This is a genomic window from Anaeromyxobacter dehalogenans 2CP-1, assembly GCF_000022145.1.
Taxonomy (GTDB): domain Bacteria; phylum Myxococcota; class Myxococcia; order Myxococcales; family Anaeromyxobacteraceae; genus Anaeromyxobacter; species Anaeromyxobacter dehalogenans.
On the sequence record NC_011891.1, the window covers coordinates 4,463,714 to 4,476,330 of the forward strand.

12 protein-coding genes are annotated in these 12,617 nt (G+C 68.7%); 5 read left to right on the plus strand and 7 right to left on the minus strand.

The features are described 5' to 3' along the window. Positions 1-14: 14 nt before the first annotated feature. A protein-coding gene (locus A2CP1_RS20190; RefSeq protein WP_076611841.1) for an IS3-like element ISAde4 family transposase occupies positions 15-1,120 on the minus strand; the annotation gives its coding sequence in 2 pieces (ribosomal slippage) (positions 15-865 and positions 865-1,120; 1,107 coding nt in all). Between the two features lie 254 nt (positions 1,121-1,374). Here A2CP1_RS20190 and A2CP1_RS23075 point away from each other — a divergent pair. Beyond that, positions 1,375-1,767, plus strand: a complete 393-nt coding sequence (locus A2CP1_RS23075) for a leucine zipper domain-containing protein (RefSeq protein WP_081444561.1) — start codon at positions 1,375-1,377, stop codon at positions 1,765-1,767. A 239-nt stretch (positions 1,768-2,006) separates the two neighbouring features. On the opposite strand, the gene A2CP1_RS20200 is transcribed toward A2CP1_RS23075, so the two are convergent. From A2CP1_RS20200 to A2CP1_RS20215, 4 genes are all read right to left on the minus strand, one after another. Continuing rightward, positions 2,007-3,155, minus strand: coding sequence for a DGQHR domain-containing protein (locus A2CP1_RS20200; protein WP_015935055.1), 1,149 nt, complete (start codon positions 3,153-3,155; stop codon positions 2,007-2,009). Further along, the gene (locus A2CP1_RS20205; protein WP_150106372.1) at positions 3,152-3,739 is read right to left on the minus strand and encodes a hypothetical protein; all 588 of its coding nucleotides are present in this window, start codon (positions 3,737-3,739) and stop codon (positions 3,152-3,154) included. Before A2CP1_RS20205 ends, A2CP1_RS20200 begins: the two co-directional genes overlap by 4 nt. Before the next feature lie 106 nt (positions 3,740-3,845). After that, the gene (locus tag A2CP1_RS20210) at positions 3,846-4,793 is read right to left on the minus strand and encodes an HNH endonuclease (protein ID WP_015935057.1); all 948 of its coding nucleotides are present in this window, start codon (positions 4,791-4,793) and stop codon (positions 3,846-3,848) included. Positions 4,794-4,842: 49 nt separating this feature from the next. After that, positions 4,843-7,944, minus strand: coding sequence for a DEAD/DEAH box helicase (locus A2CP1_RS20215; protein WP_015935058.1), 3,102 nt, complete (start codon positions 7,942-7,944; stop codon positions 4,843-4,845). Positions 7,945-8,146: 202 nt separating this feature from the next. Between A2CP1_RS20215 and A2CP1_RS20220 the strand changes: the two genes are divergently transcribed. Continuing rightward, entirely contained in the window at positions 8,147-8,947 is an 801-nt protein-coding gene (locus A2CP1_RS20220; protein ID WP_015935059.1) for a hypothetical protein, read from the plus strand. Further along, complete coding sequence (locus A2CP1_RS20225; RefSeq protein WP_015935060.1) at positions 8,944-9,516, plus strand: hypothetical protein; 573 nt, start codon at positions 8,944-8,946, stop codon at positions 9,514-9,516. The genes A2CP1_RS20220 and A2CP1_RS20225 overlap by 4 nt, the downstream gene beginning before the upstream one ends. Before the next feature lie 107 nt (positions 9,517-9,623). Here A2CP1_RS20225 and A2CP1_RS20230 read toward each other — a convergent pair whose 3' ends face one another. Both A2CP1_RS20230 and A2CP1_RS20235 read right to left on the minus strand, forming a co-directional pair. Beyond that, on the minus strand, positions 9,624-10,130 hold the full coding sequence (locus A2CP1_RS20230) for a DUF4395 domain-containing protein (RefSeq protein WP_015935061.1): 507 nt from the start codon (positions 10,128-10,130) through the stop codon (positions 9,624-9,626). Positions 10,131-10,218: 88 nt separating this feature from the next. Continuing rightward, complete coding sequence (locus tag A2CP1_RS20235; protein WP_015935062.1) at positions 10,219-10,662, minus strand: YybH family protein; 444 nt, start codon at positions 10,660-10,662, stop codon at positions 10,219-10,221. Between the two features lie 519 nt (positions 10,663-11,181). On the opposite strand from A2CP1_RS20235, the gene A2CP1_RS20240 reads away from it, so the two are divergent. Together A2CP1_RS20240 and sigJ are read left to right on the plus strand one after the other, a co-directional pair. Then, the gene (locus A2CP1_RS20240) at positions 11,182-11,655 is read left to right on the plus strand and encodes a DUF6223 family protein (RefSeq protein ID WP_015935063.1); all 474 of its coding nucleotides are present in this window, start codon (positions 11,182-11,184) and stop codon (positions 11,653-11,655) included. Next, positions 11,652-12,593, plus strand: a complete 942-nt coding sequence (gene sigJ / locus A2CP1_RS20245) for an RNA polymerase sigma factor SigJ (protein WP_015935064.1) — start codon at positions 11,652-11,654, stop codon at positions 12,591-12,593. The genes A2CP1_RS20240 and sigJ overlap by 4 nt, the downstream gene beginning before the upstream one ends. Positions 12,594-12,617: the final 24 nt, after the last annotated feature.

Genomic DNA, 12,617 nt, shown 5'->3' on the forward strand with positions numbered 1-12,617 from the left:
TGACCTGCCCCGCATCACTGGGCGGCTGATGATGCCAGTCCGGTGAGACTGTGAGCCAACTCGTTTGGCGTCCTGTTGTCCAGCGAACTGTGCGGCCTGACCTCGTTGTAGTCGACTCGATACGCCTCGACCTTGCGACGGACGTCATCGAGGCTGATGAACCAGTTCTCGTTCAGGCACTCGTCGCGGAACTTCCCGTTGAAGCTCTCGATGTGCCCGTTCTCGGTCGGCTTGCCCGGCGTGATGAAGTCCAGGCGGACCTGATTGGTATAGGCCCAGGCGTCCACCGCGCTGCTCGTGAACTCCGTCCCGTTGTCGATGCGGATGACCTCGGGCGTGCCGTGGAGCTCGCGGAGGCGCTCCAGCGCGCGCACGACGCGCGCCCCGGTGAGCGAGTGGTCGGCCTCGATGAGCAGGCACTCGCGGGTGAAGGCGTCGATCAAGTTCAGGGTCCGGAACTGGCGTCCGCTTGCGAGCGAGTCCTGCGTGAAGTCCATCGTCCACTGCTGGCGCGGGCGCGTCGGCGGCGGTGGAACCACGCGCAGTGACGACGTGATCCGCTTCCGCCTCTTTCGCCTGACAGCCAGCCCCTCCGAGCGGTACAGCCGGAACACGAGCTTGTGGTTCAGGTGGTGCCCTTCGCGGTCGAGGAGCACATGCAGGCGCCGGTAGCCCCAGCGCGGACGCTGGGCGGCTAGATCCCGCAGGCGTGCCCGGACTTCGGCGCGCTCCGGCCGGCGGCTGCAGTAGTAGAGCGTCGACGGCGCGAGCCCGACGACGCGACAGGCCCGACGCTTCTTCATCGCGAACTTCGCCCCCAGCTCGATTACCGCCGGGCGAAGCGCGGCGGGCCCTACCATTTTTTTCCGAGAAGGTGCTGCAGCGCCTGCTTGTCGAGGGTGAGATCGGCGACCAGGGTTTTGAGCTTCCGGTTCTCATCCTCGAGCGCCTTGAGGCGCTTCACGTCCGAGACCTCCAGCCCGCCGTACTTCGACTTCCACCGGTAGAAGGTCGTCTCGGTGATCCCGACCTTCCGGGTCACGTCCTGGACCTTGGCACCGGCCTCGACCTCGTTCAGCACCTTGATGATCTGCTCTTCGGTGAACTTGCTCTTCCGCATCCGTCCTCCACTGTCAGTAGATGACTGGCAGTCAGATCCGTCCAGTTTTCGGGGGGCAGGTCAGCTTCGAACGCGCGGGGCTGCGCCCGTGCACGATCGAGCGCCCGCTTCTGCGCCTCATCTAGATACCCATCGCGTCGACGAACTCGAGCCAGCTCCCGTGGGTAACGCGCACGGAACGTGGCTCGAAGCCGTCGTGACAGGTCTCCACCGCGCTAGGTGTCGTGTCTCACGACGTTGTTCATTGAGAGGAGATGTTCATCCGGCCGCTTCCGTGGCTGAGTGCAGCTGCCAGGCACACACCCACCCCACGGAGAAGCGAACCGGATGAACGTTCACTCTTCTGCCCGAATCACTCGGGCGGTCGAGCCCTGCTCGTCACCCAGGAGCACTGGTCCGTCGCAAGAGCCGCTGAAGCGGCGGGGATGAGCCCCCGGACGGTCTACAAGTGGCTTCGCCGTTTCGAGGTCGAGGGTGCCGAAGGCCTGCTCGACCGCTCATCGCGGCCGAAGCGGTCGCCCACCGCCATCTCGCCGGGCTGGCAGCAGCTGGTCCTGGAGCTGCGTCGTAGCCGCATGACCGGGGCGGCGATCGCCACACGACTGAAGACTCGATGTCGTGCGGGCCGCACGGCCGCGCGCGCATGAGACAGCATCGCAGGTCGCGTTCGTGCCGCACTTTAGCGCGGCGTGGCGCGAGCCCCCTGCCCGACTCTGTCCGCCCACCAACCGCCGCCCGCATCCATGTCTGCCCGCTCGCCAGTCTCTAGGCGGAAACTAAGCTGGGACGCCGCGCGGTTATCCGGCCAAGCCTTGATCACTCTGACCCGCCGCTCCGCAGCGAACGCGCAACAAAGCCTTCGCTCCGTCCTCCGCCTTGCCCCCACTCACAGTTCCATGTATCGCGCAACCGCCTTGTAGAGGTCGACTTCACCACCGCCCCCCGGCTTGAATCTCTCGGACGTGAAGTCGGAGTCGTTTAGCTGGACGCGCGCCAACGCGTGAGCGAACTCGGGCACCGGAGAGTTAGCGCCTAGCCTCGGGTACAGCTTTTTCAGGACGCGCATCATTGCCCGAAAGCCATTGGTCCGATTCAGAATTGCGCCTCGTTCATCCGAGTCCCACGCTGCGGGCCATCGGGAACGGACAGCATCGAAGAACTTCATCACGATCTCGCCGATGACTACGTCCCGCTGCTGCAGGAACAGCAACCTGAAGGGATACTCTACGCGCTGCAGGTCATCCGGCGGATTCGGGTCGACGCCTCTGAGCAGACGATCTCGATCCCCCATCGGATCGCCTGAGATAAAGGACATGAGCGACTCGACAAACGTTGCCTGCGTAAGCCGTTCGCCCACACGCCCCGGCGTCGCTGTTCCGAGTCTTTTGATTTTCCGAAAGAACGGACTCTTAGGCGTCTGGTCGAGCGCCACCGCGATGTTGTGGCAGGTCCTTTGCGGGCTCCTGGCTTTTGAGAGCTCGGCCAGGTCGTACGCCAAACTCTTATTTACTTTTGTCTGCGCAAGATTCACCGTCGAGAAGATATACGCCTGGTCCTCGACATCGATGTCGACAAACACGCTGACATTCACATCGAAGGGAGGTCCTTGGTAATCCATGAGACCAGCAATCCTGTGTTGCCCGTCGAGCACTCGCGCAATGTTGCGATAGTATATTGGCTCTAAACCATTGCCAGGTTCGGGATCGTTCTTCAACGTAAGCACGGAGCGGCTCGGGTCGTACTCAGCGGATCGCGCGTCTACCGCCAGGATGACGGAGGTCGGAAAACACGCATCGAACGTCTTCACATACGCCTGCAGCTCGCTGACTCGCTGCGGGTTTAGTGGACGCTGGATCCCAAGATAGGTCTCAACGTCGCGTTCCTTTAGCATCCTGCGCACATCGAAATGCGCAATCTTGCACAAGCGCTCCGAAGGCATCACCCCCGCAAAGAATTGCCCGATGGGCTGTCGAACAGGGATAGCGGGGAACTCAAACCGAATGCTGCCTTCAGGAGTATTTGTGAGCACTGTCATTCACCGTCCCCGACGTGGCGCTGAAACTCGCGGACAAAATTCGTCTCGGGCGCGCGTAGCGTTCGCTCAGACACCTCCGGGAGACGTAGGCGGTGGTACAACATTGAAACATACCGCAACAGCAGCGCAAGAAGGCTGAGCGCCACGGAAAGCGCAAACACAAAGGGAACGTCCCTGATGGTGTTTGCTTTCAATAAAGCGAACAGCGCTCCGCAGATAACTACGGTCAACACGCCGATCGTCGACAGCGGCAGCTTGTGCGGAAATATCCGCGCGCCGTCCGGATCATGAAGCATCAAGTATAGAGTAGGCGCTAACGTTGAAATCGTGAACACGAGGAGCTCACCGTTTCGGAAAGTTGCCACGGTGGTGATAAGAATGCTCTTCTCTTGGACGTCGCTGGTCGCGTACCCAATTAACCCACCCAGCCAGAACGGTAGAGTCGACCACAAGAGCAGATAGAGCATTTCGTGGAAGGCGGATTCCGCGATTTTGCCCGAAACTTGAGACAAGCTGCCAATGACCCAAGCCCGCGCGAGTAGGCTCTGTTTCGGCGCTTGCCCTGCAGATGGTGCTTTCGCCAACGACGTCCTCCTCGCTTGATCGAAATCTATCCGCCTCGGTGTCCTTCAGCGTCGCCTCGACCGCGTGTAGAGGCGAGCGGTTGCTTCGGCACCGCGGTCATGCCGCTCATTGTTCGAACACCCGATCGTTGTGCCAACGCAACAGGGCAGGATCTGGTCGATCTCGAGCGCTCGCCGGCAGCTGGATCATGCGTCCCTGCAGGGCATAGTACGTCTTGCCGTTCTCGAACTCCTGCCGGAGCCGCGAACTCACCTCGAATCTGAACTCGGGCGTGACCGTCACGTATCCGCGATCGAGCAGCCAATGAATGTCGGCCCGTAGCAGGAGGCCGTTGCGGACTTCGTGTGGGCCGCCCTCGGCGTAGCCTCGAATGTGAGCGACATCGAGGACCGGTAGCGAATGTTCGCCGCTCACAGCACAGGCGCCGCGGTACGCCTGCGTCACGGCCACCCGGAACGTCCCCTGCCCCAGGCGCGGGTGCATGAGCTGAGGCGATCCGTAGCGCGTCCCGTCCTCGACCTCAGCCCACTGCGCTACCCCCTCGGCCGCGAGCGGGGCTCGTTGGCCACGAAGCCGATCCAGACACGCCTCCCAGATTCGGCGACCCTCGCCCTGGGCGACGTCATAGCCGGCGCCACGCACGATGTTCCTGGAGAAGTTGGCGGGCTCCTCGACCCAGTCTTCCTCCGCGAAGAACACCGGCTGGGAGATCATGAGGCAGCCGACCTTGTACTGCTTCGCCGGGTCTAGGATCTGGCCGCGGCGATACTTCTCGATGCGATTGCACATGGCGCCGAAGTCCGCGGAGCCGTTTCGCTCGCCGAACGCTTCCCAGGCGAGTTTCGCGGTCACGATCTCATGTCGCGCGAAGAGCCCGAAGCCGCCGATGACGTAGTGCGGCTTCTTGAGACGGAAGAAGAACGGCTCACCCGGCGCGAGCGCCCGAAAGGCAGTGCCGCCCGAGGGCTGCCAGAAGTTCACGTCCTCGAGTGGCTGTCGTGTCGCGAGGAACGAGAACCAGTCGAAGTCGGTGTTGGCGACGAATCCCCGCACCGGCGCATTGTAGCTCCGGGAGTGAAGGAACGCGATCGCGGACCGCGCCCTACCCCGCCCGCAGCGTCGCGTACGCCTCGAAGAACGCCGGCGGGATCGGCGCCTCCAGCTCCCAGGTGATGCTCATGGGCCGGCTGCCCTGGTGCGAGCGATAGCGGACGGTTCCGAGGAACGTGAACTGGTCGTCCACGGTGGGCCGCGCGAACAGGTAGAAGCGCCAGCCCTGCCGGTGCCCGTCGATGTAGGCCTGTCCGGTGGGTGAGCTCTCGCTGGTCGTGCTCTGCGATTGCCAGTGAAACAGCGTCGGCGAGATGGCGTAGTCCTCGTACGACGTCGTCGGCGAGAAGCGACCGCTGGTGGACTTGTCGATGGTGACGAAGAAGAGCTGCACCTTCTGGTCCGTCATCCGGTGCACGCCCTCCATCGAGAAGACGCGCTTCTCGACGGTGGACTTCCCGACGGCGGCGAAGACCTCCTCGCGTGCGTAGGTGCGGTGAACGGCGAGCGGCCACTCGGGCGGGACATCGGCCACGCGGGCGCCGACGGCGACCCGCTCGTCGAGCACGGCGCAGAGCTGGGCCAGCTCCTCGCGCAGCGGCGCGCTCGAGCGCACCGGCGCGAGCAGCTCCTCGATCGACGAACCGGAGCCGCTGAAGAGCCGGAGCGCGAGCATCAGCAGGCGTCGGCGGGTTCGCTCGTCGCTGGCGTCCAGCCGCGCCGTCGGCTCGACGGCGAGCCGACGATACAGCCGCAGCCGCTCGGGCTCGTCGATGTGCGTGAGGTTCCCCATCCGCCGGGACGTGCGCTCCTCCCCCTCGGGCCCTGCGGCGGGCAGGAGCCCGGCGGCGCGGCGCAGCGTCGTCCAGCCTCGGACGCTGCTCGAGTAGACGTCGTCCAGCTCGCGGCCGGTCGCGTCCAGGAACTCGCCGAGCGTGATCCGGGGCCGCTCCCGCGCGAGCGCCTTCAGCTCCTGCGCGAGCCGACCCTGGCCGCCGCGGATCGCCTGCCTCAGGTTGTCGAGCACGATCTCGCGTGCGACGCGCTCGAGCTGGAGATGACATCCGGAGGGCAGCGTCGGGAACCCGCCCTGGACCGCGCGCTGGAGGTGGCCGCGCGGGATGCCGGTCATCGCGGTGAGCTTTCGATCGAACCGATACTCCGCCCGCTGCTGGCCGATGAAGTCGAGGACGAGCGCCTGCGTCTTCCCGGGGTGGAGGCGGAGCCCGCGACCGAGCTGCTGCAGGAACAGGGTCGCGCTCTCGGTGGGCCGGAGCAGGAGCAGCGTGTCGACGAACGGCAGGTCGACGCCCTCGTTGTAGAGGTCGCAGGTGAACAGGAACGCGACCTCGCCGCGCTCGAGCTTGCGCGGCGCCTCGTCGCGCTCGTCGGCATCGGTCGCGCCGTGGATGACGAGCGACGGGATGCCGGCCTCGGTGAACCGGCGCGCCATGAACTCCGCGTGCGCGACCGAGACGCAGAAGCCGAGGCCTCGCGCGGTCTCGGGGTGGCCGTGGAGCTCCCTCAGCTTCGAGACGACCAGGCGCGCCCGCTCGTCGTTGCCGGTGTAGACCTTGTCGAGGCCGCCGAGGTCGTACCCGCCTCGCCGCCACTCCACGCCTTCCAGCGAGACGCCGTCGGCGACGCCGTAGTACTCGAACGGCGCGAGGAGCTGCTTCTCGAGCGCGTGCCACAGCCGGATGTCCGCGGCGACGTGGTGATCGAACCAGCCGAGGACGTCGAGCCCGTCGGCGCGCTCGGGGGTCGCGGTGAGCCCGAGCAGGATCTTCGGCGCCACCGCCTCGAGCAGCAGCCCATACGTCTTCGCGGCGGCGTGGTGGAACTCGTCCACGATGACCGTGTGCCAGTAGTCGCGGCCGAGCGCCGCGGGGAGGTCCTTGCGGTCGAGGCTCTGGATGGTCGCGAACAGGTGCTCGTACGATGCGGGCGTCGAGCCGCCCTTGAGGAGCTCGCCGAAGCTGTGGTCGCGCAGGACGTTCCGGAACGCGTGCAGGGCCTGCTCGAGGATCTCCTCGCGGTGCGCGACGAAGAGCAGGCGCGGCCGGACGCCGTCCTTCACCTGGGCCGCGTAGTCGAACGCGGCGATCATGGTCTTGCCGGTCCCGGTCGCGGCGACGACCAGGTTCTTCCAGCGGCCGTGCTCCTCGCGCTCGACGCGGAGCTTCTCCAGGATGGCCCGCTGGTACTCGTACGGGCGCAGGTCGAAGAAGAACGGCGTCGCGGCCCCGCGCTCCCCTCGCTCCGACGACAGCGCCGCCTTCAGCCTGCGCACCGCGTCCGGCTGGTCGGGGTGGTACGGCTCGAACTCGCCGTCCTCCCAGAGCGAGGCGAACGCGCCCCGGAACTTCTCGACGATGGCGCGCGACTCGACCTCGCTCGCCTTCAGGTTCCACTCGATGCCGTCGGACAGCGCGGCGGACGAGACGTTCGCCGAGCCGACGTACACCGAGCTGAACCCGGTCGCCCGCTGGAACAGCCACGCCTTCGCGTGCAGCCGGGTCCGGCGCGCGTCGAACGAGACGCGGACCTCGGCGCCGGGCAGCCGCGCGATCGCGTCCAGCGCCTCGCGGTCGGTCGCGCCCATGTACGTGGTGGTGAGGACCCTCAGCCGCTTCCCGACCCGCGCGAACACCTCGAACGCGCTCCGGAGCCGCCGCCAGCCGTGCCACTTGATGAAGGACACGAGCATGTCGACCGAGTCCGCGCTGTCGATCTCGGCGGCGATCTCCGCGCCGAGGCGGGGCTCGTTCCGGGCGTGGGTGAGGAGCGTCGAGACGCCGAGCGGAACGGTGGGCCGGGCGGGCGCGGTGGGCGGTGGGTGGATGGCGAGGAGCAGCTCGGGAGGGATGACGAGCGAGGTCCCCTGGAGCGCCTCCGCGTCCACCTTCGTCCTGAGGACGCCCAGCAGCTCGTTCACGATCTCGGCCTGGCTCGCCGGACCGCCGTCCTTCGGGAGCGCCCGCAGCGTCCGCTCGAGCTCGGCCGCGAAGTATCGCGCGAGGCGCTCGTGCGCGGCGGCGGCGTCCAGCGGCTGCCGGACGGCGCGCTCGGAGGCGGCGAGCCCCGCGAGCGCGTCCGTCGTGGAGGTGCTGAGGAGGAGGTCGTAGACGCCGGCGGGGAGGCGCTTCGTCATCGACCGGCGAGGCTAGCACGAAGCGTGCACCGCGCCCTGCGACCCCGGTCGCCTTCGACGTCGGACGAGCGGCCGCCGGTCGAGACCTGGCGCCACCCCCTCCGGAGGGGCGGGATCTCGCGGACGCGACGCGTGGACACTCTGGCCTGATCTCGTCATATTATGACTACCTGCCCTGAGGTACTCCACAGGTGGGGAGCCCGTGACCCTCGACCTCACGAAAGCGCTGTTTCAATCCCGGACACGCACCGCGTTACTGCAGGCGGTGCTCCGTGACGGCGTCGCCGATTCGCTGAGCGGCCTCGCCAGGCGTACTGGCCTTTCGCAGCACGCGGTCGCGGTCGAGGTGCAGAACCTGGCGGGCGCAGGCCTGGTGAGGGTTGAGTCGGTCGGGGGCGCAGACGTGGTCCAGGCCAACCGCGATCACCCCGCGCTCAGACCGCTCGTGCAGCTGCTCTCCATTGCGGCCGCGAGGCCGCTGCGTCGGGACGACCCGGGGCTGCGGGCGTCGCTCGCCCATTTCGCCGGACCGGCGCGGACGGGGAAGCGGCGGGCACACCCCACGCTCGAGACCACGCTGGCAAGGGGCCTTGCCGCCGCCAGGCGCGAGCCGCCGCTGCTGACGTCGGTCGCGCTCGCGCTCCTGAGGAATCGGCGCGCGGTCGACTGGGCCGGCCTCGAGGAGGAGGCGCGCAGGCTCAAGGTGAAGCACGAGCTCGTGACGGTGGTCGAGCTGGTGGCCGAGGTCTCCGGGCGCGCGGAGCTGAGGGCGCACGTCGCTGACCTGAAGGACCGTCGGCGAAGGGCGGTCTCGTTCGTCGTGGACGACTCCACCAGGGCCGCGCTCGAGGCAGCGCTGCCCGCGTCTGGCCTGAGCCTCGCCGCCACGAGGGCGGCCGCCGCGGAACGTCAGCGCCTGCGGAGGATGGGACCCGCCGCGCGCGCCCTTCTCGCGCTGGAGCTCGGCGAGCGGTCGCGCGCCCTGCGGAGGGCGCGCCCATGACCGGATTCAGCGCCCGCACGGTCAGGTCCTTCGAGGTGGCGCGCGAGGCCTTCCGGCTGCTCACTGCGAACGGCATCCAGACCGCGATCGTGGGGTCCGTGGCCGTCGCGGTGCACGGTTATCCACGGGCGACGCGCGACCTGGACCTCGGTGTGGCGGTGGTCGCGTTCAAGGTCCTCCAGCCCGCCGCTGCCGAGCTCCGGAAGCTTGGATACGACGTCCACGCCAGCGAGCCCTCGGTCGACGATCCGGTGGGCGGGATCATCACGGTCTCGGGAGACGACTTCGACCCCATCGAGATCGTGAACCTGCGAAGCCCCGGCGGGCGATACGGGCGGGTCGCGCGCGAGGCCATCGCGTCCGCGCAGCAGCTCGCTGAGCTGGGTCTGCCCGTCGTCGATCTCCCGCACCTCGTCGCCCTGAAGCTCGTGGCCGGCTCCAGGAAGGACGAGCTCGACGTCCTCGAGCTCCTTCGCGCGAACCCGGAGAAGGTCGACGACGTCGTCGCCGCGTGCGGGAAGTACCGCCTGAGAAAGCACCTGGAGCGCGTGCTCGCGACGCCGGACTGAGTCGGCTGACGGCGGACCGCGCCCCTACCCCGCCCGCAGCGTCCCCGGAGCGCGAAGCGCTGGGTCGGGAGCGCTCGCGAATGAGGACGAGCGGGAGCGCCCCCGCCTCAGCTCCGCGCCCCCCGTGCGGCATAGGCGCTCGCGGCCGTGCGCCGCCGGACCAAGGTGTTGAAGACGAGCGACGGGATGCAGAAGTGCGTGACGCCCACGATCCCCGCGACCGCGGTCAGCGACGCGCCGAGCGCGTAGCCCAGGGCCATCGCGCCCTCGCGGAACGCGAGCCCGGTCGCGAGGAGCCAGACCGCCGCCAGGCCGCACGCGAACCGGCGCTGGATCGCGTGGTGCGGCAGCGGCCGCGTCCGGGTGAGGTGCCGGACGAGGTGGTTGTACATGAGGTCGAAAGGATGGAACGGGAGCGCGGCACCGAGCGCCGCGATCACGGCGAGCGTCCAGAGCACGGCGGGGGACGCCAGGATCGTCCCGGTCGCCATGACGAGCGCGCAGACCGCGGGCGACCATCTCATCCAGGGACCGAGCTCGGTGAGGGTGGCGTCGTCGAGGCCGAGGAAGCCCTGCGCCTCGAGACGGCAGCGTGTGATGGACAGTGACTGCATGGCCTGCCTCCTTCTCCTTCTGCTACATCGGGCCGCCCGCGGGCCCCTCCGGGCGGGCGGGGCCCCGCGAGCGACCGGAGGCCCTCGCTCAGTGGACCGAGGGCGGCGGGCTGGCGAACAGATAGGGGCGCGCGTCCACCCACTGCCATCCGCTCCCGCTCCGCTGCGCGAGCATGACGACGTGCAGCTTCAGCGTGCCCCTGGAGCCGCTCGGCAGCCTGGCGTTCTGGAGCTCGTGGTCGAGATCCAGCAACGCGAGGTCGCCCCCGAGGCGCCGCACCGACTGGATCGAGAACTTGGAGGTCGTGCCCTCGAGCACGGTCTCGCAGTCGTGGCGGTAGGTCGTCTCCACGCCGGACCGTCCCCGCCCGATCTCGCCCATCGGCGAGATCAGCGTCCCGTTCTCGGTCCAGCAGGCCGCCACCTGCTTCGCGTCGAACCGGTTGAACGCGTCGTTGAACTTGCGGAGTGAGGTCTCGAGCGACGGCTCCGCGCTGGTGTCCGGCGTCCCCACTGCTTGCGTCGATTCCATGGATCGCCTCCGTGAGAATGGCGCCGACGTGCTGGCGCCGACCTCCCCGTGGTCGAGGGCGCGATCCGGCGCAACGCCCTCGGGCCGCCAACGTGGGGCTCAAGCGGAGGTTGACCTCCGCGCGTCATCCCGCGTTCGTCGTGAGGTCGGGCCGGCCGCTCGACAGGCGGGCCGCTGCGGTCCCGCCTCAGTTCCTCCGCGCGAACGGGACCGGCGGCGTACGCCTCGAGGACCGCGCGCCTCGCGCTCGAGGAGCTGCGCCTCGGGGGTGGCGCGAGTGCCGGGGTGCTTCGCGAGCTCCTGGTAGATCACCGGGTCGTCGAAGCCTGCCCGCGCGGCGTCGTCGATGCCGGCGCCGTGGAACACGCAGTCGATGCGCGCCCAGCAGATGGCTGCGAGGCACATGGGGCACGGCTCGCCGCTCGTGTGGAGCTCGCGCCGCCCTACCGACCCTTCCAGGTTTCGGCGCCTTGTCACATCCCGAAGCCCTGCGCCGTCCGAGCGCGGACAGGAGGAGACATGTTCGGATCGGTAAGAAACAGTAGGGCTTCACGGCTGTGGTCGCGGGTCGCTTGCCCGGCCGCCGCGGCGCGGGTCGGGGCCGTCGTGCTCGCCGCACCGGCAGCCGCATGGGCCTCGGACCCGCAGGCCAGGGTCGCGGCGTACGCGCTCACGCCGCAGCGGCTCACGGCGCAGATCGGCATCCTGCTGGCGCTGATCGGCGCGATCGCCGGCTGGCGGGCCCTGGCCCGCGCAGCAGCTCGTGCGGGCGCGGGTGACGGGCGGCGCGGGGCGATCGTGGCCCTGGTGATGGGGCTCATTGGGCTCGTGATCGGCGGCCAGGTGGTGGCCGGCGCGAAGGGCGGCCTCGGCACGGGCCAGGGGTTGGCTGGAGCGGTCGTGGCGGTCGTGGTGGGACTCATCGGCATGGCCCTCGGTGGGTTGGCGCTGGCTCGTACGCGGCGCCGCATACCCGGCCGCGAGATGACATGAGCTCGATGAGCACGACCTCGAATCCGGCGGAGCGCTTCGAGCCGCACCGCGGCCGCCTGCTCGGCCTCGCCTACCGCATGCTCGGCTCGATGGCCGACGCCACCGACGCGGTGCAGGAGACCTACCTGCGCTGGCACGCGGCCGAGCGCGAGGAGGTGGAGGACGCGCGCGCGTTCCTCATCACCACGACGACGCGCATCTGCCTCGACCTGCTGACCTCAGCGCGCGCACGGCGCGAGGCGTACGTCGGTCCATGGCTCCCGGAGCCGGTCCTCGACACGGCGGCGCTCGCGCCGGACGCGCACACCGAGCTCGCCGAGGATCTGTCGGTCGCGTTGCTCCTGACGCTCGACCGGCTGTCGCCGCTCGAGCGCAGCGCCTTCCTGCTGCACGACGTGTTCGACCTGTCGTTCGCCGAGATCGCCCGGGCGCTGGAGCGAAGCGAGGCTGCGTGCCGGCAGCTCGCCTCCCGCGCCCGGGCGCGCGTTCGCGCGGCACGACCGCGCGTCGCGACCGAGCCGGCGGCGCCTCCAGGCACGGTGGACTCGAAGCACGCGCAGCTCATGGCCGCGTTCGCGGCCGCGGCGCAGGCGGGCGACGTGGATGCGCTGATGCGGCTGCTCGCGGCGGACGTGCGCGTGGTGACGGACGGCGGCGGCAAGGTGCCGGCGGCGCTGGACGTGGTCGAGGGCGCCGACCGCGCGGCGCGCTTCCTGGTCGGGGCCACGCGCAAGCGCCCGGGCCAGTGGTGGCGCGAGGACTTCACGGTGCGCTTCGCGATCGTGAACGGCCTGCCGGGCGTGGTGGTGGACGGCTCGGACGGACCGGTGCAGACGTCGGCGTTCGAGATCGAGGACGGCGTCATCCGGGCGCTCTACGTCGTCCGGAATCCGGACAAGCTGCGGCACCTGGCGGGCGCGGCTGCGCCGGGCACCTGATGACCGACGGCGGCGGCGACCGGG

Coding starts and splice junctions, on each gene's coding strand:
- A2CP1_RS20225 (WP_015935060.1), top strand. CDS start 8,944: ATGACCGGATTCAGCGCCCGCACGGTCAGGTCCTTCGAGGTGGCGCGC.
- A2CP1_RS20200 (WP_015935055.1), bottom strand. CDS start 3,155: ATGACAGTGCTCACAAATACTCCTGAAGGCAGCATTCGGTTTGAGTTC.
- A2CP1_RS20235 (WP_015935062.1), bottom strand. CDS start 10,662: ATGGAATCGACGCAAGCAGTGGGGACGCCGGACACCAGCGCGGAGCCG.
- sigJ (WP_015935064.1), top strand. CDS start 11,652: ATGAGCTCGATGAGCACGACCTCGAATCCGGCGGAGCGCTTCGAGCCG.
- A2CP1_RS20230 (WP_015935061.1), bottom strand. CDS start 10,130: ATGCAGTCACTGTCCATCACACGCTGCCGTCTCGAGGCGCAGGGCTTC.
- A2CP1_RS20215 (WP_015935058.1), bottom strand. CDS start 7,944: ATGACGAAGCGCCTCCCCGCCGGCGTCTACGACCTCCTCCTCAGCACC.
- A2CP1_RS23075 (WP_081444561.1), top strand. CDS start 1,375: ATGTTCATCCGGCCGCTTCCGTGGCTGAGTGCAGCTGCCAGGCACACA.
- A2CP1_RS20240 (WP_015935063.1), top strand. CDS start 11,182: ATGTTCGGATCGGTAAGAAACAGTAGGGCTTCACGGCTGTGGTCGCGG.